At 64.7% G+C, this 20,774-nt stretch carries 17 protein-coding genes; 11 read left to right on the forward strand and 6 right to left on the reverse strand.

All coding sequences use genetic code 11. The features are described from left to right. The first annotated feature begins 15 nt into the window (after positions 1 to 15). From XH90_RS12615 to XH90_RS12630, 4 genes are read left to right on the forward strand one after another with little or no spacing between them, the layout of a single operon-like run. Positions 16 to 798: a hypothetical protein gene (locus XH90_RS12615; RefSeq protein ID WP_194481784.1), complete on the forward strand. Its 783-nt coding sequence runs from the start codon at positions 16 to 18 to the stop codon at positions 796 to 798. Positions 799 to 808: 10 nt separating this feature from the next. Continuing rightward, on the forward strand, positions 809 to 2,413 hold the full coding sequence (locus tag XH90_RS12620; protein WP_194481785.1) for a hypothetical protein: 1,605 nt from the start codon (positions 809 to 811) through the stop codon (positions 2,411 to 2,413). Between the two features lie 19 nt (positions 2,414 to 2,432). Further along, positions 2,433 to 3,680 (forward strand): RimK family alpha-L-glutamate ligase, encoded by a 1,248-nt coding sequence (locus tag XH90_RS12625; protein ID WP_194481786.1) that lies wholly within the window; start codon positions 2,433 to 2,435, stop codon positions 3,678 to 3,680. Continuing rightward, complete coding sequence (locus XH90_RS12630) at positions 3,677 to 5,173, forward strand: aspartate aminotransferase family protein (RefSeq protein ID WP_194481787.1); 1,497 nt, start codon at positions 3,677 to 3,679, stop codon at positions 5,171 to 5,173. The genes XH90_RS12625 and XH90_RS12630 overlap by 4 nt, the downstream gene beginning before the upstream one ends. Positions 5,174 to 5,244: 71 nt before the next feature. Here the strand turns inward: XH90_RS12630 and flbT are convergent, their stop codons facing one another. Then, a complete protein-coding gene (flbT, locus tag XH90_RS12635; protein WP_194481788.1) occupies positions 5,245 to 5,670 on the reverse strand; it encodes a flagellar biosynthesis repressor FlbT in 426 nt (141 codons plus the stop codon). Positions 5,671 to 5,989: 319 nt separating this feature from the next. On the opposite strand from flbT, the gene XH90_RS12640 reads away from it, so the two are divergent. The 6 genes from XH90_RS12640 (at position 5,990) to XH90_RS12665 (ending at position 17,040) form a co-directional block, all read left to right on the forward strand. Further along, on the forward strand, positions 5,990 to 8,257 hold the full coding sequence (locus XH90_RS12640; RefSeq protein ID WP_194481789.1) for a DUF1522 domain-containing protein: 2,268 nt from the start codon (positions 5,990 to 5,992) through the stop codon (positions 8,255 to 8,257). Between the two features lie 357 nt (positions 8,258 to 8,614). Further along, entirely contained in the window at positions 8,615 to 10,882 is a 2,268-nt protein-coding gene (locus XH90_RS12645) for a DUF1522 domain-containing protein (RefSeq protein WP_194481790.1), read from the forward strand. 339 nt (positions 10,883 to 11,221) lie between these two features. Next, positions 11,222 to 13,492, forward strand: a complete 2,271-nt coding sequence (locus tag XH90_RS12650; RefSeq protein WP_194481791.1) for a DUF1522 domain-containing protein — start codon at positions 11,222 to 11,224, stop codon at positions 13,490 to 13,492. Between the two features lie 217 nt (positions 13,493 to 13,709). Further along, entirely contained in the window at positions 13,710 to 15,995 is a 2,286-nt protein-coding gene (locus tag XH90_RS12655) for a DUF1522 domain-containing protein (protein ID WP_194481792.1), read from the forward strand. Between the two features lie 295 nt (positions 15,996 to 16,290). Then, positions 16,291 to 16,659, forward strand: coding sequence for a flagellar biosynthesis regulator FlaF (gene flaF / locus XH90_RS12660; protein ID WP_194481793.1), 369 nt, complete (start codon positions 16,291 to 16,293; stop codon positions 16,657 to 16,659). A gap of 12 nt (positions 16,660 to 16,671) precedes the next feature. Beyond that, positions 16,672 to 17,040, forward strand: a complete 369-nt coding sequence (locus XH90_RS12665; RefSeq protein WP_194481794.1) for a hypothetical protein — start codon at positions 16,672 to 16,674, stop codon at positions 17,038 to 17,040. Between the two features lie 14 nt (positions 17,041 to 17,054). On the opposite strand, the gene XH90_RS12670 is transcribed toward XH90_RS12665, so the two are convergent. The 4 genes from XH90_RS12670 to XH90_RS12685 form a co-directional block, all read right to left on the reverse strand. Then, on the reverse strand, positions 17,055 to 17,417 hold the full coding sequence (locus XH90_RS12670) for a hypothetical protein (protein ID WP_194481795.1): 363 nt from the start codon (positions 17,415 to 17,417) through the stop codon (positions 17,055 to 17,057). 159 nt (positions 17,418 to 17,576) lie between these two features. Further along, complete coding sequence (locus XH90_RS12675) at positions 17,577 to 18,074, reverse strand: hypothetical protein (RefSeq protein ID WP_194481796.1); 498 nt, start codon at positions 18,072 to 18,074, stop codon at positions 17,577 to 17,579. 11 nt (positions 18,075 to 18,085) lie between these two features. After that, complete coding sequence (gene flgJ, locus XH90_RS12680) at positions 18,086 to 18,472, reverse strand: flagellar assembly peptidoglycan hydrolase FlgJ (protein WP_194481797.1); 387 nt, start codon at positions 18,470 to 18,472, stop codon at positions 18,086 to 18,088. Then, positions 18,472 to 19,596 carry a flagellar basal body P-ring protein FlgI gene (locus tag XH90_RS12685; protein WP_194481798.1) on the reverse strand — a complete coding sequence of 375 codons (1,125 nt, stop codon included), beginning with the start codon at positions 19,594 to 19,596 and terminating at the stop codon, positions 18,472 to 18,474. The genes flgJ and XH90_RS12685 overlap by 1 nt, the downstream gene beginning before the upstream one ends. 281 nt (positions 19,597 to 19,877) lie before the next feature. On the opposite strand from XH90_RS12685, the gene XH90_RS12690 reads away from it, so the two are divergent. Continuing rightward, positions 19,878 to 20,291, forward strand: coding sequence for a flagellar assembly protein FliX (locus XH90_RS12690; RefSeq protein WP_194481799.1), 414 nt, complete (start codon positions 19,878 to 19,880; stop codon positions 20,289 to 20,291). Positions 20,292 to 20,328: 37 nt separating this feature from the next. Here XH90_RS12690 and XH90_RS12695 read toward each other — a convergent pair whose 3' ends face one another. Next, positions 20,329 to 20,700 carry a helix-turn-helix domain-containing protein gene (locus XH90_RS12695; RefSeq protein ID WP_128965418.1) on the reverse strand — a complete coding sequence of 124 codons (372 nt, stop codon included), beginning with the start codon at positions 20,698 to 20,700 and terminating at the stop codon, positions 20,329 to 20,331. Between the last annotated feature and the right edge of the window lie 74 nt (positions 20,701 to 20,774).

Genomic DNA, 20,774 nt, shown 5'->3' on the forward strand with positions numbered 1-20,774 from the left:
CACGCGGAGCCGTCAATGTCGGACAAGATGCAACTGGTGGTGGCGACGCCCTGCTTCGGCGGGCAGGTGTCGAGCATCTACGCGAGCTCGATCTTCGCGCTCCAGCGCGCCGTGCACGGCATGTCCAATCTCGGGCTCAAGGTGCTTTTGCGGGACGGCGATGCGCTGATCACGCGGGCGCGGGCCAATCTGGTCGCGATGTTCCTGGATGACCCCGACGCGACGCACTTCCTGTTCATCGACGCCGACATCGGCTTCAAGCCGGAGCAGGTGTTCCGCCTGATCGAATGCGGTGCCGACGTCGTCGCCGGCTGCTATCCGATCAAGCGGGTCAACTGGGACAAGGCGAGGCGGGCGATCCAGGCCGGCCGAACCGACGTGACAGCGGCCTCGCTCGACTACGTGCTCGAGATCGAGGACCCTGATCGCATCGTTGTGGTCAACGGCTTCACCCGCGTGCGCTATGCCGGCACCGGCTTCCTGATGATCCGCCGCCAGGCGCTGGAGGCGATGTGCCGCCATCCGGACTACGCCAGTCTGCAATTCTTCCGTGAGCATTCGCACGACACGCTGGCCGCGAGCCAGAACCGGTTCGCGCTGTTCGAGTGCATGATCGATCCGGCGACCGGGACCTATCTCTCCGAAGACTTCGCCTTCTGCAAGCGCTGGACCGATATCGGCGGCGAGATCTGGGCCGATATCCAGAGCTCGCTCGACCATGTCGGCCCCTCGGTGTTCCACGGCGATATCGCCTCGCAATTCGCGCCGGCCCCCGTGGCTGCGGCCGACGCAGCGTGAGCCCGCCGGGATGAGCATCGGCGCATCCCGTCTGTCAGACATTGAGCGCGCCTCCGAGGGCGGCTCGCGCTATCGCCTGCGCGATCTCTTCACGCCGTTGGATACGCTGCTCATCTCCGGCGGAGATGGACGGCTGGCGCTCGGCCCGAAAGAGCGCGTCAACGCCTATGGCTGTGCGCCGTCGCCCGAGCCCGAGATCTGGAATTTCGCCTCGTCGACGGCATCGACGATCTCGCAAGGCGCCTATGACCGTGCTGCACTGGCGCGCGAGGAGCTGGTGCACAAATCGCTGTTCGACGAGGTCGAGATCGCCTTCGACCGGCGCTGCGAGGACATGCGCGACGAGCTGCGCGGACACTTCCAGCTCCCGCCGCGCGTCGATGTCGTGTTCTCGCCATCGGGCACGGACTCCCAGCTCCATGCCCTGTTTCTGGCCCACGCCGTGCTCGGCGCTCAGCCGGTGACGATCGTGGTCGGGGCCGACGAGGCCGGCAGCGGCACGGTTCACACCGCGCGCGGGCACCATTTCAGCACGATGACGGCGAGCGGCTTTGCGGTGCGCAAGGACGCGGCGATCGCAGGTCTTGCCGGCGAGAGCATTGCGGTGCCGCTGCTGGACGCTGCCTCCGGCCTTGCAATGCGCACTGACGCGGATGCGGCGGTGATGCGGGCCATCGAGGACAGCCTCGCGCAGGGCCGGCGCGTTCTGTTGCAGATCATGGATTCGTCAAAGCTCGGCTGGCGCGCGCCGAGTGCCGCCTGTCTCGATGAGATCGCGCGGCGCTGGCCGCGCAAGGTTCAGGTCGTCGTCGATGCCTGCCAGGCGCGGCTCGGCCGCCCGCGTCTGCGCTCCTATCTCGATCGCGGTTACATGGTGCTGACGACCGGCTCGAAGTTCTTCGGCGGTCCGGCCTTCAGCGGCGCGCTGCTGGTGCCGAAAGGCATATCGCGGGCGCTCGACCGGATCGAAGGAATCGCGCCCGATTTCTTCGACTACGCCGGCCGCAGCGACTGGCCGATGGCCTGGAGGGCGCTGCGCTCGCGCTTCGAACGCCGTCCGAATTTCGGTCAATGGCTGCGCTGGGAAGCGGCGCTGGCCGAGATCGGCAGCTACTATGCCGTACCCGTCGCGTTCCGCGCCAAGGTGATCACCGAGCTCGCAACCGGCATCGACAGCATGATCGCGCTGTCGCCATCGCTGCGCGCCATACCGGCGACCTGCTACTCCGCCGATGCGGACAATGAGGAATTCGTCCAGCGCACGATCTTTCCATTCACGCTGCTGCGCAACGGAAAGGCGGTGTCGATCGCCGATACCAGCACCGTCCATCGCGCGCTCGCGCAAGACATGAGCGATGACGTCGGCGGCAGCGCAGCGGACCGGCAGGTTGCCGCGCGACGCTGTCTCGTCGGCCAGCCGGTCCGGCTGGAGCAACCGGACGGCGCGCCGCAGGCCGCGCTGCGGCTGTCTATCGGCGCGCGGCTCGTCACTGACGCCTGGTCGGCCGACGGCGCCCAAGCGCAAGGCAACGTGCAGCACATCCTCGACCGCATCGCCCAGGTTCTGGTGAAGATCGAGCTGCTGCTTGACCGTACCGCCGCTGCACCGGCGTAGTCCGTATTCGAGGTGTGAGATGTTGCATCCGCTTGCCGCGCCTGACTATGCCGACCGCATCGGCTTTGCGCATTTGACGCGCCAGGCCTTCGAGGGTGTCGATCTGCACCCGCTGCGCGACCAGCTCCTGGCGCGAATTGCGGAGGGGACGGCGCAGGCGGGAGAAGGCCTGGACCTGTCGCTGATCGCCCAGCTGATGGGCGAGAAGGAGGCGGGCCTGGTGATCCAGTCCGAGGTGCTCTCCTTCCACCAGCTGTTTCGTACGCCGACTGCTGCGCCGAAGCCGGGATTGCGCGTGCTCGCGCTTGCCGCCGATATCGACATGGGCGGCAACACGCCGATCGAATTCCTGCTCGAAGGTTCCGACATCGAGCTGCTGACGCTCTATGTGACCAAGGGAACGGGCCTGCCGGAGACGCTGCCCGAGCACGACGTCGCCATCGTGGTCGCGTCCGATTCCGAGGAATGCCGCGAAGCGCTTGCGCTGATCGAAAGGGCCGCACCAAATTGGCCGCGGCCGCTGCTCAATCGCCCCGAGTTGATCGGCAATCTCGATCGCGACAAGTTGTTCCGTCTGCTCGCCGATATCCCCGGTCTCGACATTCCCGTGACCGCCCACGCGACGCGTGCACAGATGACAGCTCTCGCGGGAGGCCGGATTGCTTGCGCGGAAATCACGGGCGAACTGCACTTTCCGATGATCGTACGGCCGCGCGGCACGCATGCCGGCGTCGGGCTTGCGAAGATCGACGATGCGGCGGCGCTCGCAGCCTATCTTGCCGAACGGCAGGAGCAGGACTTCTTCGTGGCGCGTTTCGTCGATTACGCGAGCCTCGACGGCCTCTATCGCAAGATCCGCCTCGCCATGGTCGACGGCAAGCCCTATGCCTGCCACATGGCGATCGCCGATCGCTGGGACATCTGGTATCTCAACGCCTACATGGCGTTCAGCGAAGACAAGCGCGCCGAAGAAGCCATCTTCATGCAAGACTTCGATCAAGCCTTCGCCGCGCGCCACAGGGACGCGCTCGACGAAATGAGCCGGCGCGTCGGGCTCGACTATTTCATCGTCGATTGCGCCGAGAACCAGAACGGCGAGCTGCTGGTGTTCGAAGCCGACAACACTGCAGTCGTGCACAACATGGATTCGCCGGTCGTGTTTCCATACAAGCCGCCGCAGATGCGCAAGATCTTCGCCGCGTTCACCGCGATGCTGTCGCGGCACGCCAAGGCGGCTGAAGCGGCGGGCCTCGGGAGTGCTGCATGAATGAGGTCATCCGCAACACGCAGGCCGGCGTCGCGAGCGGATCGCTCGATCCGCAGGACTGGAGCGAGTTTCGCACGCTCGCCCATCGCATGCTGGACGAGGCGATCGACGGCATCGCCAATGTTCGTGCGCGCCCGGTCTGGCAGCCGATCCCCGAGGAGGTTCGCGCGGCTGTTAGAACCGACGTGCCGCGCGCGGCAACTGATCTCAACGAAGTCTATCGCGAGTTCTCCGAGCATGTCGCGCCTTATGCGACCGGCAACGTTCATCCCGGCTTCATGGGCTGGGTGCATGGCGGCGGCACCGCTGTCGGCATGATGGCGGAGATGCTCGCGGCCGGCCTCAATGCCAATCTCGGCGGACGCGATCACATGCCGATCGAGGTCGAACGCCAGATCGTCGCGTGGATGCGCGGCCTGTTCGGCTTTCCGCAAGGCGCGAGCGGCATCTTCGTCACCGGCACCTCGATGGCCAATCTGATGGCGGTGCTGGTGGCGCGCACGAACGCGCTCGGCGCACTGGCGCGGCAGCACGGCATCGGCAATGACGGTGCGCTGCTCACGGCCTATGCATCGAAGGCTGCGCATGGCTGCATCTCCCGTGCGATGGACATCGCCGGCTTCGGCACCGACGCGCTGCGCAAGATCGATGTCGATGCGGATCATCGCATCGACGTCGCGGCGTTGCGCACGCAGATCGCAGTCGATCGCGAGGTCGGCTTCAAGCCGTTCCTGGTCACCGCATCTGCCGGGACCGTCGATATCGGCGCGATCGACGATCTCGAGGCGATCACTGAGCTGTGCCGCGAGGAGGGGATCTGGTTTCACGTCGACGGCGCATTCGGAGCGCTCGCGATCTTCTCGCCTGAGCTCGCGCCGTCGCTCGGGGGCATCGAGCTCGCCGACTCGATCGCGCTCGACTTCCACAAATGGGGGCAGGTGCCCTACGACGCCGGCTTCCTGCTGGTGCGCGACGGCGAGCGGCATCGGCAGGCCTTTGCGCAGCCGGCGGCCTATCTGAGCCGCGAGGCGAGGGGGCTCGCGGCCGGCACCGTCTGGCCCTGCGATCTCGGCCCCGATCTGTCGCGCGGATTCCGCGCGCTGAAGACCTGGTTCACGCTGAAGACGTTCGGCACCGACCGGCTGGGGGCGGTGATCGCACGAAGCTGCGCACTCGCAAAATATCTGGAGACGCGTGTGCTCGCCGATCCCAGGCTCGAGCTGCTCGCGCCCGTCAATCTCAACATCGTGTGCTTCCGTTATCGCGCCGGCGACGCGGTCAATCGCGAGATCGTTGCCGATGTCCAGGAATCCGGCATCGCCGCGCCGTCGGGCACGACGCTGGACGGCAGGTTCGCGATCCGCGCTGCGATCGTCAATCACCGCACCGCAGAGGCCGATATCGACGCGCTTGTGTCCGCCGTGATCAAGTTCGGTGCGCTCCGGACCGGCGGTCTGATCGAGGTCGAGGCGCCGCCCCTCGCGACGCAGTGATCGTCATCGGCTGAAACGTCAACGGCCCCGGAGATGATCCGGGGCCGTTGTCGTTCGGATGGGAGCGCCGGTCAGGCAGCCGTGCTGACGTCGCCCTCGGGATGTGCGGCGTTGTACTGGTCGCGCAGCTTCTCTTCATAAGCGATCAGCTTGCGGGCATCCTTGAGCGCCCGGTAGAGGTCGCCGTTCAGGATGTTGTTGTTGATGGCTTCGATGATCGGCCAGGAGCTGGGCACGGCGGTGACGATGTCACGCACCAGGTTGAAATAGGTGCCGTGCTGGGTCTGCGGATCCGGCGAGATGTACATCAGCTGGACCGCCAGGTAGACGAGCTTGGCGGGCGTATCCGCGGTCTCGGGCGTGAGGATGTCACGCTCGCGCAAGATCGGCACGTTCTCGCCGTCGATCAGAAGGCGGGCGCGCTGGTCGGTGTTGGTGATGACGCAATTGCCGACAATGATGCGTTCGTGCGGCCTGAGCTCGACCTTGAGGGCCATTGCCTGTTCTCCATCAACGCTTTCGTAACTCAAGCGCGTGTTGTGGCGGATCAGGGCGCAATACTCCCTCAACATTAGTTAACGAGTTGTGAATCCGGGCGGTCGGCGCGGAAATGTCTAGTTATTTCAGGGATGAATTTGACTTCCGGCGCTCCGGCGCTGCGGCTTCGATTGCCCGAATCACGCCGCGACTCAGCGAAAGCGCCGGTTTCATTTCATGCTTCGTTAGATTCTCGGGGCCACCGTCCGCCGGTCGCTGGGTCAATCAAGATCCCAGGACGCGTAACAGTAGCGTCGTTTACCAGAAAGGTAACACCCAATGTCCGGTATCGTTCTTTCCGCATCGGTTCGTCAGAACCTGCTCTCCCTCCAGTCCACCGCTGATCTTCTCGCCACCACGCAGAACCGTCTGTCGACGGGCAAGAGCGTGAACTCGGCCCTGGACAATCCGACCAACTTCTTCACCGCCCAGTCGCTCGACAACCGCGCCAGCGACATCAACAACCTGCTCGACAACATCGGCAACGGCGTGCAGGTGCTGCAGGCTGCCAACACCGGCATCACCTCGCTGCAGAAGCTCGTCGACAGCGCCAAGTCGATCGCCAACCAGGCGCTCCAGACCACCGTCGGTTATTCCACCAAGTCCAACGTCTCCACCACGATCTCCGGTGCGACGGCGGCCGACCTGCGTGGCACGACCTCCTTTGCCAGCGCGACCGCGCTGAGCAACGTGCTGTACAACGGCACCGCCGGCGGCACGACGGCTGCAAGCGGCACCACGACCCTCGGCGCGGCCCAGGCATCGGTCTCGGGCACCGGTACGGTGTACGCATCCGACGGCTCGACGGCCCTGACCGGTGCGATCACGCTGCTCGGCACCACTGCGGCCAGCAAGCTCACCACGGCTCCCGCCGACGGCGACACGCTGACGGTGAACGGCAAGACCATCACCTTCCGTGCCGGCGCAGCTCCGGCTTCGACCGCCGTTCCGAGCGGCTCGGGCGTGAGCGGCAACCTCGTCACCGACGGCAGCGGCAACACCACCGTCTATCTCGGCACCAACGCGGCGCCGGGCGCGACGGTCGGCGACGTGCTGACCGCGATCGACCTTGCCAGCGGCGTGAAGACCTCGACGATCTCCAGCGGTGCCGCGACCATCGGTGTCGCCTCCGGTGCGACGGCGTCGTCTGCGGCCGCGGGTGTCGTGACGCTGAAGAGCTCGACCGGTGCGGATCTGTCCGTGACGGGTAATGCCGACTTCCTGAAAGAGCTCGGTCTGACCACCGCCACGGGTGCCGGCAATGCGACGGTCACCGCGACCCGCACGACCAGCTCGTCCTCGCTGGGCGCGCTGATCTCGGACGGTTCGACGCTGAACGTCGATGGCCATGTCATCACCTTCAAGAACGCGCCGGTCCCGGGCTCGACCAACGCTCCGGCGGTTGCGAGCGGCTTCGGTGTCAGCGGTAACGTCCAGACCGACGGCGCCGGCAACTCGACCGTCTATCTCCAGGGCGGCACGATCAACGACGTGCTGAAGGCGATCGACCTTGCCACCGGCGTGCAGACCGCTTCGATCAGCGCAGGCGCGGCGACGCTGACCACCGCCACCGGTCAGATCAACTCGTCGATCAACGCCTCCGGCCAGCTCAAGCTGTCCACCGGCGTCAATGCCGACCTGTCGGTCACCGGCACCGGTAACGCGCTGAACGTGCTCGGCCTCGCCGGCAACACCGGCACGGCGACGGCGTTCACCGCGGCTCGTACCTCCGGCATCGGCGGCATCACCGGCAAGACCTTGACCTTCTCCTCCTTCAACGGCGGCACGGCGGTCAACGTCACCTTCGGCGACGGCACCAACGGCACGGTCAAGACGCTCGATCAGCTCAACTCGGCGCTGCAGGCCAACAACCTGACCGCCACGATCGACGCCAACGGCCTGCTGACGGTCTCGACCACCAACGACTACGCGTCCTCGACCATCGGTTCGAGCAGCGCAGGTGGTTCGATCGGCGGCACGCTGACCACGGCACTGACCTTCTCGACGGCTTCAAGCCCCGTCCAGGATACGGTTGCCCAGACGGCCCGCGCCAACCTGGTGTCTCAGTACAACAACATCCTGAGCCAGATCGACTCGACCTCGCAGGACTCCTCGTTCAACGGCGTCAACCTGTTGAACGGCGACCAGCTCAAGCTGACGTTCGACGAGACCGGCAAGTCGAGCCTGAACATCACGGGTGTGACGTACAACTCGAAGGGTCTGGGCCTCGCCGCGCTGACCAACGGTGTCGACTTCATCGACAACGCCGCGACCAACAAGGTGCTGACCAACCTGAACTCGGCGTCGAGCACGCTGCGTTCGGAAGCCTCGAGCCTCGGTTCGAACCTCTCGGTCGTGCAGGTTCGTCAGGACTTCAACAAGAACCTGATCAACGTGCTGCAGACCGGTTCGTCGAACCTGACCCTGGCCGACACCAACGTCGAAGCGGCCAACAGCCAGGCGCTGTCGACCCGCCAGTCGATCGCGGTCTCCGCGCTGTCGCTGGCCAACCAGTCGCAGCAGAGCGTGCTGCAGCTGCTTCGCTAACAAGCGGACGACATCGCAAGCAAGATCAGGCGGCGGGGCTTTTGCCCCGCCGCTTTCTTTTTGCGTCGGCATCAAGGTGCCCTTCAGCAGGTGGAAGCGATGGGTGCGAGCGCAGCGAATTGCCCACTCTGAGTTATGGTTGACAAGTGGCAAACGCCCGGTTGCTGCACCGAAAAGCATCATTTGATCATGACGATACGAGATGGCTCGATCCGGCGCCGATCGCGCATATGGTGAATCCGCGCAAGGACTCGCGCAACACGCTTCATGCTTTGTTAGCCGTCTGCGTTCACCGTCCCGGCATCGATTAATCCTAATCGAAGTTTGTTGCGTTGCGTACCAGAAGGGTAACACTCAATGTCCGGTATTGTTCTCTCGTCCTCGGTTCGTCAGAACCTGCTCTCCCTCCAGTCCACCGCTGATCTTCTCGCCACCACGCAGAGCCGTCTGTCGACGGGCAAGAGCGTGAACTCCGCCCTGGACAATCCGACCAACTTCTTCACCGCACAGTCGCTCGACAACCGCGCCAGCGACATCAACAACCTGCTCGATGGCATCGCCAACGGCGTGCAGGTGCTGCAGGCTGCCAACACCGGCATCACCTCGCTGCAGAAGCTGATCGACAGCGCCAAGTCGATCGCCAACCAGGCGCTCCAGACCACCGTCGGTTATTCCACCAAGTCCAACGTCTCCACCACGATCTCCGGTGCGACGGCGGCCGACCTGCGTGGCACGACCTCCTTTGCCAGCGCGACCGCGCTGAGCAACGTGCTGTACAACGGCACCGCCGGCGGCGCGACGGCTGCAAGCGGCACCACGACCCTCGGCGCGGCCCAGGCATCGGTCTCGGGCACCGGTACGGTGTACGCATCCGACGGCTCGACGGCCCTGACCGGTGCGATCACGCTGCTCGGCACCACTGCGGCCAGCAAGCTCACCACGGCTCCCGCCGACGGCGACACGCTGACGGTGAACGGCAAGACCATCACCTTCCGTGCCGGCGCAGCTCCGGCTTCGACCGCCGTTCCGAGCGGCTCGGGCGTGAGCGGCAACCTCGTCACCGACGGCAGCGGCAACACCACCGTCTATCTCGGCACCAACGCGGCGCCGGGCGCGACGGTCGGCGACGTGCTGACCGCGATCGACCTTGCCAGCGGCGTGAAGACCTCGACGATCTCCAGCGGTGCCGCGACCATCGGTGTCGCCTCCGGTGCGACGGCGTCGTCTGCGGCCGCGGGTGTCGTGACGCTGAAGAGCTCGACCGGTGCGGATCTGTCCGTGACGGGTAATGCCGACTTCCTGAAAGAGCTCGGTCTGACCACCGCCACGGGTGCCGGCAATGCAACGGTCACCGCGACCCGCACGACCAGCTCGTCCTCGCTGGGCGCGCTGATCTCGGACGGTTCGACGCTGAACGTCGATGGCCATGTCATCACCTTCAAGAACGCGCCGGTCCCGGGCTCGACCAACGCTCCGGCGGTTGCGTCAGGCTTCGGTGTCAGCGGTAACGTCCAGACCGACGGCGCCGGCAACTCGACCGTCTATCTCCAGGGCGGCACGATCAACGACGTGCTGAAGGCGATCGACCTTGCCACCGGCGTGCAGACCGCTTCGATCAGCGCAGGCGCGGCGACGCTGACCACCGCCACCGGTCAGATCAACTCGTCGATCAACGCCTCCGGCCAGCTCAAGCTGTCCACCGGCGTCAATGCCGACCTGTCGGTCACCGGCACCGGTAACGCGCTGAACGTGCTCGGCCTCGCCGGCAACACCGGCACGGCGACGGCGTTCACCGCGGCTCGTACCTCCGGAATCGGCGGCATCACCGGCAAGACCTTGACCTTCTCCTCCTTCAACGGCGGCACGGCGGTCAACGTCACCTTCGGCGACGGCACCAACGGCACGGTCAAGACGCTCGATCAGCTCAACAACGCGCTGCAGGCCAACAACCTGACCGCCACGATCGACGCCAACGGCCTGCTGACGGTCTCGACCACCAACGACTACGCGTCCTCGACCATCGGTTCGAGCAGCGCAGGTGGTTCGATCGGCGGCACGCTGACCACGGCACTGACCTTCTCGACGGCTTCCAGCCCCGTCCAGGATACGGTTGCCCAGACGGCCCGCGCCAACCTGGTCAACCAGTACAACAACATCCTCCAGCAGATCGACTCGACCTCGCAGGACTCCTCGTTCAACGGCGTCAACCTGTTGAACGGCGACCAACTCAAGCTGGTGTTCGACGAGACCGGCAAGTCGAGCCTCAGCATCACAGGTGTGACGTACAACTCGAAGGGTCTGGGCCTCGCCGCGCTGACCAGCGGTGTCGACTTCATCGACAACGCTGCGACCAACAAGGTGCTGACCAACCTCAACACCGCGTCGAGCACGCTGCGCTCGGAAGCTTCGGCTCTGGGTTCGAACCTGACGATCGTGCAGGTTCGTCAGGACTTCAACAAGAACCTGATCAACGTGCTGCAAACCGGCTCGTCGAACCTGACCCTGGCCGACACCAACGTCGAAGCGGCGAACAGCCAGGCGCTGTCGACCCGCCAGTCGATCGCGGTCTCCGCGCTGTCGCTGGCCAACCAGTCGCAGCAGAGCGTGCTGCAGCTGCTCCGCTAACAAGCGGACGACATCGCAAGCAAGATCAGGCGGCGGGGCTTTTGCCCCGCCGCTTTTTTTTGTTGCCAGGCTTGCTTGCGCCGTCAGGCATTCGAGGGGCCGGGAGCGATCGAAAAAGTAACCGGCGGTTATGGTTAACGGGGAGTAAGCGCGCAGAATCCCCAACGATTTCAGGTCGATTTCTGTGCCCGCCGTCGCATCACGATGGTTTATGGTGAACCGGCGCTTATGACGGTGAGGCTCGTTTCACCCTTTGTTAGCCATGTCGGCGCACCCTGTGGCCGTCACTCGATCCAGAAGCGATCGAACGAAGACGCGTAAGCCAGAAGGGTAAGAGTCATGTCCGGTATCGTTCTCTCTGCGTCGGTTCGTCAGAACCTGCTCTCTCTCCAGTCCACCGCTGATCTTCTCGCCACCACACAGAACCGTCTGTCGACCGGCAAGAGCGTCAACTCGGCCCTGGACAATCCCACCAACTTCTTCACGGCCCAGTCGCTCGACAACCGCGCCAGCGACATCAACAACCTGCTCGATGGCATCGCCAACGGCGTGCAGGTGCTCCAGGCTGCCAACACCGGCCTGACCTCGCTGCAGAAGCTGATCGACAGCGCCAAGTCGATCGCCAACCAGGCGCTTCAGACCACGGTCGGTTATTCCACCAAGTCGAACGTCTCCACCACGATCTCGGGCGCAACGGCGGCCGACCTGCGCGGCACGACCTCCTTTGCGAGCGCGACGGCCTCCAGCAACGTGCTGTATGACGGCGCGGCTGGCGGCGTGACCGCTGCAAGCGGCTCCACGACCCTCGGCGCACCGCAGGGTTCGGTCTCGGGCACCGGTACGGTGTACGCGTCCGACGGCTCGACGGCCCTGACCGGTGCGATCACGCTGCTCGGCACCACTGCGGCCAGCAAGCTCACCACGGCTCCCGCCGACGGCGACACGCTGACGGTGAACGGCAAGACCATCACCTTCCGTGCCGGCGCGGCTCCGGCGAACACTGCTGTTCCGACCGGCTCGGGCGTTAGCGGCAACCTCGTCACCGACGGCAGCGGCAACACCACCGTCTATCTCGGCACCAACGCGGCGCCGGGTGCGACGGTCGGCGACGTGCTGACCGCGATCGACCTTGCCAGCGGTGTGAAGACCTCGACGATCACCAACGGTCAGGCGACGATCGGTGCTGCCTCCGCTGCATCGCCTTCGACCGCGGCTGCGGGTGTCGTCACGCTGAAGAGCTCGACCGGTGCGGATCTGTCCGTGACGGGCAAGGCCGACTTCCTGAACGAGCTCGGTCTCACGACAGCAACTGGTGGCGGCAATGCGACGGTCACTGCGACCCGCACGACCAGTTCGTCCACCCTCGGATCGCTGCTTCAGGACGGTTCGTCGCTGAACGTCGACGGCCACACCATCACCTTCAAGAACGCGCCGGTCCCGGGCTCGTCCAACGCCCCGGCGGTTGCGTCAGGCTTCGGTGTCAGCGGCAACGTCCAGACCGACGGCGCCGGCAACTCGACCGTCTATCTCCAGGGCGGTTCGATCAACGACTTGCTGAAGGCGATCGACTTCGCCACCGGCGTGCAGACGTTCACGCTGAACGGCAGCGGCGGCGGTACGCTGGCAACTGCGGTGGGTCAGGCTCCGTCGACGATCAACAGCTCCGGCCAGCTCAAGCTGTCCACCGGCGTCAACGCCGACCTGTCGGTCACCGGCACCGGCAACGCGCTGGCGGCGCTCGGCCTCGCCGGCAACACCGGCACGGCGACCGCGTTCACCGCGGCCCGCACGTCCGGCATCGGCGGCATCGCCGGCAAGACCTTGACCTTCACCTCCTTCAACGGCGGCACGGCGGTCAACGTCACCTTCGGCGACGGCACCAACGGCACGGTCAAGACGCTCGATCAGCTCAACAACGCGCTGCAGGCCAACAACCTCGCCGCGACGATCGATGCCAACGGCCTGCTGACCATCACCGCCTCCAACGACTATGCGTCCTCGACGATCGGATCGACCGCCGCTGGCGGTGCGATCGGCGGCACGCTGACTTCGGCGCTGACCTTCTCGACGGCTTCCACTCCCGTCCAGGATGCGGTTGCGCAGACGGCTCGTGCCAACCTGGTGTCTCAGTACAACAACATCCTGAACCAGATCGACACGACCTCGCAGGACTCCTCGTTCAACGGCGTCAACCTGTTGAACGGCGACCAGCTCAAGCTGGTGTTCGACGAGACCGGCAAGTCGAGCCTGAACATCACGGGCGTGACCTACAACTCGAAGGGTCTGGGCCTCGCCGCGCTGACGGTCGGCGTCGACTTCATCGACAACGCAGCGTCCAACCGCGTACTGACCAGCCTGAACGCCGCGTCGAGCACGCTGCGCTCGGAAGCCTCGAGCCTCGGCTCGAACCTCTCCGTCGTGCAGATCCGTCAGGACTTCAACAAGAACCTGATCAACGTGCTGCAGACCGGCTCGTCGAACCTGACCCTGGCTGACACCAACGTCGAAGCGGCGAACAGCCAGGCGCTCTCGACCCGCCAGTCGATCGCGGTCTCCGCGCTGTCGCTGGCCAACACCTCACAGCAGAGCGTGCTCCAGCTGCTCCGCTAATAAGCGACTGAAATCACTCAAAAAAGCCGAGCGGCGGGGCTTTTGCCCCGCCGCTCTTTTTTGCATTTCGAGGCAGGCAGGATGTACACGAGCCATTAACCCTATCCCTTAAGCCGGCGTTAACCATACTTTAAAGGACAGCCCCTAAAACTGGACGAAAGCCCGCTTCCAGACCCGCGCGGCCGATTCGTATCCGGTTCAAGAGGAAGACCTGCCAATGTCCAACATCGTTCTCTCGGCGTCAGTTCGCCAGAACCTGTTGTCGCTGCAGTCGACGGCCGACTTGCTGGCCACGACGCAGGAACGGCTGTCGACCGGCAAGAAGGTCAACACGGCGCTCGACAATCCCACCAACTTCTTCACCGCGCAGGGGCTGGACAACCGGGCGAGCGACATCAGCAACCTCCTGGACGGCATCAACAACGGTGTGCAGGTGCTCCAGGCGGCCAATACCGGCATCACCTCGCTGCAGAAGCTGATCGACTCGGCGAAATCGATCGCCAACCAGGCGCTCCAGACCACGGTCGGCTACTCCACCAAGTCGAACGTCTCGACCACGATCCCGGGTGCGACGCCGGCGGATCTGCGCGGCACGACGTCGTATGCGAGCGCAACCGCCAACAGCAACGTGCTCTATACCGGTGCGGCCGGCGGCGTCACGCCGGTGACGGCTGCTGCCGCGCTCGGCGCTTCGCTCGGTTCCACCGCCGGCACCCTGGTCGGTGGCACCGTGAACGCGGCCGACGGCAGCACTGCGCTCGCCGGCACGGCCACGCTGCTCGGAACCACCACATCCTCGACGTTCAGCACGCCGCCCGCCGACGGTGACACCATCACCGTGAACGGCAAGACCATCACCTTCCGCACCGGTCCCGCGCCGGCGACGCAGCCGACCGGCTGGGGCCTCAACGCCAGCGGAAGCATTGCCACCGACGGCAACGGCAACTCGATCGTCTATGAGGGAACGGCGGCAGCGCCCAAGGCGACCGTCAACGACGTGCTCAGCGCGATCGACCTCGCCAGCGGCGTCAAGACCGCGACGATCAGCGCCGGCGCGGCGACGATCGCGACCAGCGGCGCGACCGTTGGTACGATTCAGACGCCGTCGTCCATTGCCGGCGGCGTGGTGACGCTGAAGAGCTCGACCGGCGCCGATCTGTCCGTCACGGGCAAGGCCGACTTCCTCAACGCCCTCGGCCTGACGGCCGCGACGGGCGCGGGCAATGCCAGTGTGACCGCGGACCGGTCGACCACGGCGGGCTCGCTGGGGACGCTGGTGCAGGACGGCTCGACGCTGAACGTCGACGGCCACACCATCACCTTCAAGAACGCGCAGACGCCGCAATCGGCAACGAGCGTGCCCACCGGCTATGGCGTCAACGGCAACGTCGTCACCGACGGCAACGGCAACTCGACGGTCTATCTGCAGAGCGCGAACCTGACCGACCTGCTGAATTCGATCGATCTTGCGACCGGCGTGAAGACCGCGAGCCTATTCAATGGCGCTGCGACGCTCAGCACCACCTCGGGCCAGATCCCGTCGTCGGTGAATTCGAGCGGCCAGCTCTCGATCTCGACCGGTATCAACGCCGACCTCTCGATCACGGGCACCGGCAATGCGCTGAGCGCCTTCGGTCTCAGCGGCAACACCGGAACGGCGACGGCATTCAGTGCGGCGCGCACCTCCGGCGTCGGCGGCGTCAGCGGCAAGACCCTGACCTTCACCTCGTTCAACGGCGGCACGCCCGTCAACGTTACCTTCGGCGACGGCACCAACGGCACGGTCAAGACGCTCGACCAGCTCAACGTCCAGCTTCAGGCCAACCATCTGACCGCGACGATCGACGCCAACGGCGTGCTGACGGTGACGACCGTCAACGAATACGCGTCCTCGACACTCGGCTCGTCCGCTGCGGGCGGTGCTGTCGGCGGTACCCTCACCAGCGTGCTCGCCTTCACCACCGCGCAGCCGCCGGTGCAGGATCCCGTGGCGCAGACCGCACGTTCGAGCCTGGTCAGCCAGTTCAACAACATCCTGGCGCAGATCGACACGACCTCGCAGGACTCCTCCTTCAACGGCGTCAACCTGCTGAACGGCGACACGCTGAAACTGGTCTTCAACGAGACGGGCAGCTCCACGCTCGGCATCAACGGCGTCGTGTTCAACGCGGCGGGTCTCGGCCTCAGCAATCTCGTTCCGGGCACCGACTTCATCGACAACGGCGCGACCAACAAGGTCCTCCAGAGCCTTAACGCGGCCTCGAGCACGCTGCGCTCGGAAGGTTCATCGCTCGGTTCGAACCTGTCGATCGTGCAGGTGCGCCAGGACTTCTCGAAGAACCTGATCAACGTGCTGCAAACCGGCTCGTCCAACCTGACGCTCGCCGACACCAACGAGGAAGCTGCCAACAGCCAGGCGCTGTCGACCCGCCAGTCGATCGCGGTCTCCGCGCTGTCGCTGGCGAACCAGTCGCAGCAGAGCGTGCTCCAGCTGCTCCGCTAGTTCGAAGGCGCAGGAATCGAATCTTGAGACGGCGCGGCGGGGCTAAAGCTCCGCCGTTGTTTTGAGGGAGTTCGCTAAGACAAGATTAGCCGAAATCGATGTGCACGATGCAGTGCAAGTTTACAGCTTGCATCGCGCGCATCTATTCTCGCGCTCGAGAAGGACTCCGCGACCCGTAATAATCCGGAGGGCTTCCAAGCGCACACGTAAGCAAATCTTAAGCGGTGCTGCATAGGGTTGGGAAAGAAATCCTTAAGCCCGTTCAACGGGCTAGGAAGCTTCCAAGGTGTGATTGATGTCGAATTCTGCTGCCTCGGCCTACGCGCGTGTTGCAACGACCACCGCATCTCCTCGCGACATCGAGGCGCAGACTCTGCTGAAGGCCGCCAACAAGCTTCAGGACGCGGTCAACAATGCTGACCCATTCAGCGAGCAGACCACGCAGGCGCTGATGTTCAATCGCAAGCTCTGGACCATCTTCCTCAGCGAAGCGATGCGCGACAACAATCCGCAGCCGCTCGACGTCCGGCAGAAGATCGCCAACATCAGCGTGTTCGTGCTGAGTCAGACCGCGGCGCTGCAAATGAGCCCGCAGTTCGATCATTTCCGCCCGCTGATCGAGATCAACCGCAACATCGCCGCCGGCCTGTCCGGTCGCCCGTGATGGAGACTCGTGATGTCCGACATCATGAGCATCCTCTCGACCGCGTATAAGTCCAACGTGCTTTCGAGCACGTCGGGCTCGTCCAAATACGTCGCGGTCGACTCCTCGCTGTACCAGGGCAATTGGTCCGGCACCTATCCGGACGGCAAGACGTTCTCGCTGAACATCTCGCAGGTCAACGGCTTCCGCGCGCAGATCCATTATCAGAGCGGCGACACCTCGCAGTATCAGCAGGTGCTGATCAAGGATTCGTCGTTCCGCTTCGGCAATACGAAGTTCACACTGACCGATACCGGCAAGGCGCAGCTCAAGAACGTCGTCACGGCCCCCGCGACCGGCTCGACCTATCTCGATACCGCCCCGGCCTCGCTCGACGGCTGATCGGCAGGCGCGGCTTAGGCGCTGAGGTCCGTGTTGAGCGGACGCGAAGGCTCCGACTTCAAATCCAGTGCGTGGAAATAGGCTCGCCGGCGCAGCATCGCCTCGTCGGGAAATTGGTTGACGACCGCATCGGTCTTGTCGTTGACGACCTGGAAGACCATCGATGCGGACGCCTGGTCGAAAACGACCTGGCGCGAGATGTTCGCATTGCCCTGCAAATCACCATTGCCTACGGCTGCGCTCGTGTCGCTCGCGGCGACCGTCTGGCTCAGCGGCAAATCGGTTTGCACGGCATCGTTCGCCGCCGAATTCGACGTCGTGACGATCTGTATGGGGGCCGGGATCCCCACCGGCCTGATGCTGAAATCTGTACTCATGGCAGCCTCCTGGTTGCCTTGCTTGAGTCAAATCCCAACCCCTCTCAATACGCAACCATGGGACACGAGGATTGAACACCCGGTAAGGAAACGTGCCTAACCGCACGACGCTTTCGCCGCGCGGCTTTTCGTAAAATTGCAGGCAGTTCTCGTGTGCGTTCAGAGCGAACGGCTGACCGCGAGCGGTGTGATGTGGCGCGGGCCGGGAGTCGCACGGCGTCCCGCCGCGGTATAGGTGTTCGGCACGTTGCGCTTCTGGATCTCGGCATTGACGCCGCGCACGACGCTTTCGGAGACCGCATGCGCGGTCGCGAGCACGGTGAGATTGACCTGGAGCATGGCGCGGAAGGCGTCGTGATGGCGGTGCAGCGTCGAGAGCAGCTCGGGCGCGGATTTCGCGAGCCTGTCCTGGTTCGTCTTCAATTGACTGACGGCGGTGACATAGCGCCGCGACAGCTCCTGCTTCTTGCCTTCCATCGTCATCGCCTCGCGGACCTTGCCGCCGCGGACCAGCTCGGTCTCGCGCTCGATCAGGCCGAGCAGCGCGTTCATCGCGTCCATCAGGTCTTCGGCGAGCTTGCGCGCCTCCGCGCCAGCAGGCGTGGTATTCGCGCGCTGCGCAGGCATCGGCTGACGTGACGCGTTGAAGTGGTTCATCTCGTTTGACCTTATGCCGTACGAAGAGTGGTTTTGGCCTGTTGTATGATCAGGGTACGGTAGACGTCGCGGGCGACGCCGACGCCGCCGGCGCTGGCGAAGTTCTTGGAATATTGCTCGGTCAGCATCGAGCGCCACACGCCGGTACCAGGCGTGTCGCCGAACGGGCCTTCGCCCTTCAGGCCCGAGGTCATCTGAGCGAACATGCTGTTGAGGAACATGCCCTCGAAGTCGGTGGCGGTCTTCTGCGCCTTGGCCTGCTGCTGCGGCGAGACTTTCTGAAGTGCTGCGGCGAGCTCGAAGTCGGGACGGCCGTTGCGGCTTTCCACGGAGAATGCGGGATTCGAGGAGAGCGCCGCGGACACGACGCGCGCGGTGTTGAGCATGCCGGTCTGCATCACATCACCTCGATATCGGCTTCGATCGCCCCCGCGGCCTTGATCGCCTGGAGGATGCTGATGAGGTCGCGCGGGCCGATGCCGAGGCCGTTGAGGCCGTCGACGAGCTGCTGGAGCGAGACGCCATCCTTGACGACGGCGAACTTCTTGCCGTCCTCGGTGACGCCGACGCTGGAGCGCGGTGTGACCACGGTCCGGCCCCGCGACAGCGGATTGGGCTGGCTGACCTGCGGGCTTTCGGAGATCGTGACCGTGAGATTGCCTTGCGCGACCGCGACGGTGGCGACGCGGACGTCGCGGCCCATCACGATGATGCCCGAGCGTTCGTCGATGATGATCTTGGCGGCGAGGTCGGGATCGACCTGAAGCTGCTCGATCTCGGTGAGAAAGGCGACGACGTTGCCCTTGAACTCGGGCGGGACCGAAAGCTGCACGGTCGAGGGATCGATCGGCTCGGCGGTCTTGACGCCGAGATAGTCGTTGATTGCCGCCGCAATCCGCTTGGCCGTGGTGAAGTCGGAGTTGCGCAGCGCGAGACGAACGTTCGGCAGGCGATTGAGCGCGAACTCGATCTCGCGCTCGATGATGGCGCCGTTGGCGATGCGGCCCACGGTCGGCACGCCGCGCACGATCTTGGCTGCTTCGCCTTCGGCCTGGAAGCCGGAGATCGCGAGCGAGCCTTGCGCCACCGCGTAGACGTTGCCGTCGGCGCCGAGCAGGGGAGTGACGAGCAGGGTTCCACCGCGCAGATCCTTGGCATCGCCGAGGGCGGACACGGTGACGTCCATGCGCGTGCCTTGCGTCGCGAAGGCGGGCAGATTGCCTGTCACCATCACCGCGGCGACGTTGCCGGTGCGGATGGTGGCGCCGCGGATGTTGACGCCCATGCGCTCGAGCATCGCTTGCAGCGACTGCTTGGTGAAGGGGATGTTGTTGAGGGTGTCGCCGGTGCCGTTGAGGCCGACGACGAGGCCATAGCCAATGAGCTGATTCTGCCGCACGCCTTCGATATTGGCGAGATCCTTGATGCGCGAGGTCGCGTTCGCCGACGCGACCGAGAGCGCCAGCGCTGACAGCGCGGCGAAGGCCACTCCAAAAATCCTCACCCAACGAACGCCTGGCATCCTCTGCTCCCCAAGGCTCCCGAAGAGCCTCCTCACATCCTGGACCATCTGCGACACTCCCATGACGAGCTGGTCCGACGCTGTCCTTGCGAGCGCTGTGCCAACACGGAGCAGAGGCGCTAGGCGATTGAATAGGTTGAGTAAATTTGTTTCCTCTGGTATCAGCCGCTGTTGCCGCTGAGGAGCGAAACTGCCGTGTGCCGGCAGATTTTGCCGGGCCGTTTACGCTCCGTTAACCATAAAGCGGCGAATGTGGCGCATCGATCACCCGGATTGCTTCGATGCGCATCTACGGACCGAATGGCACCACGCTTGGGACGCCGGCCAGCCAGGCCCGGCGAACCAGCTCCGGCACCTTCGTGCTGCCGGACACCTCCTCGGCGCAGGAGACGCGGAGCGCGGCCGCACCGAAGGCCACCGCCAACATCGACGGGCTGCTCGCACTGCAAGGCATCGAGGAAGATCCGATCGAGCGCCGCAAGCGCTCGGTCGCCCGCGGCAAGACCGCGCTCGACGTGCTCGACGATCTCAAGATGGGGCTGCTCTCCGGCAATCTTGACAAGTCGACGGTGATGCGGCTGCGCGACGCGGCGGCGAACCTGAAATCGTCCTCCGGCGATCCCGGCCTGGATTCCGTGCTCTCCGAGATCGAACTGCGCGTCGAGGTCGAACTGGCGAAGGCCGGGCAGGGCTGACCGTCATCCCGCAATGTGGAGCGCTTGGGGAACGGACTTACGCCGCTTCCTCCTTCTGCTGCGTGTCGTAGCGGCGCTGGGCGGCGAGCACGTCTTTCAGATTCTCCTCGGCCCAATCGCGCAGCGGATCGACTGCGGCGGCGAGCGTCAAACCGAGCTGCGTGATTGAATATTCGACCGTCACCGGCACGGTCGCGATGGCGCGGCGCTTGAGCAGGCCGTCGCGTTCGAGCGACTTGAGAACCTGGCTCAGCATCTTCTGCGAGATCCCTTCAATCGTGCGACGCAATTGATTGAAGCGCATTGGCTCCTCGCGCAGCAGCAACAGGATCAACACGGCCCATTTGTCGCCGACGCGATCGAGGATTTGGCGCGTCGGGCACTCGGCGGCATAGACATTGGGTTTCATCTCAGTTCCTCGCGCTTGCCTGGCTCGGCATCTGGTGTCGGGTTACTCCTGCGTAATCAGGTAAGCACAAAGTG

Source organism: Bradyrhizobium sp. CCBAU 53338 (assembly GCF_015291665.1).
GTDB lineage: Bacteria > Pseudomonadota > Alphaproteobacteria > Rhizobiales > Xanthobacteraceae > Bradyrhizobium.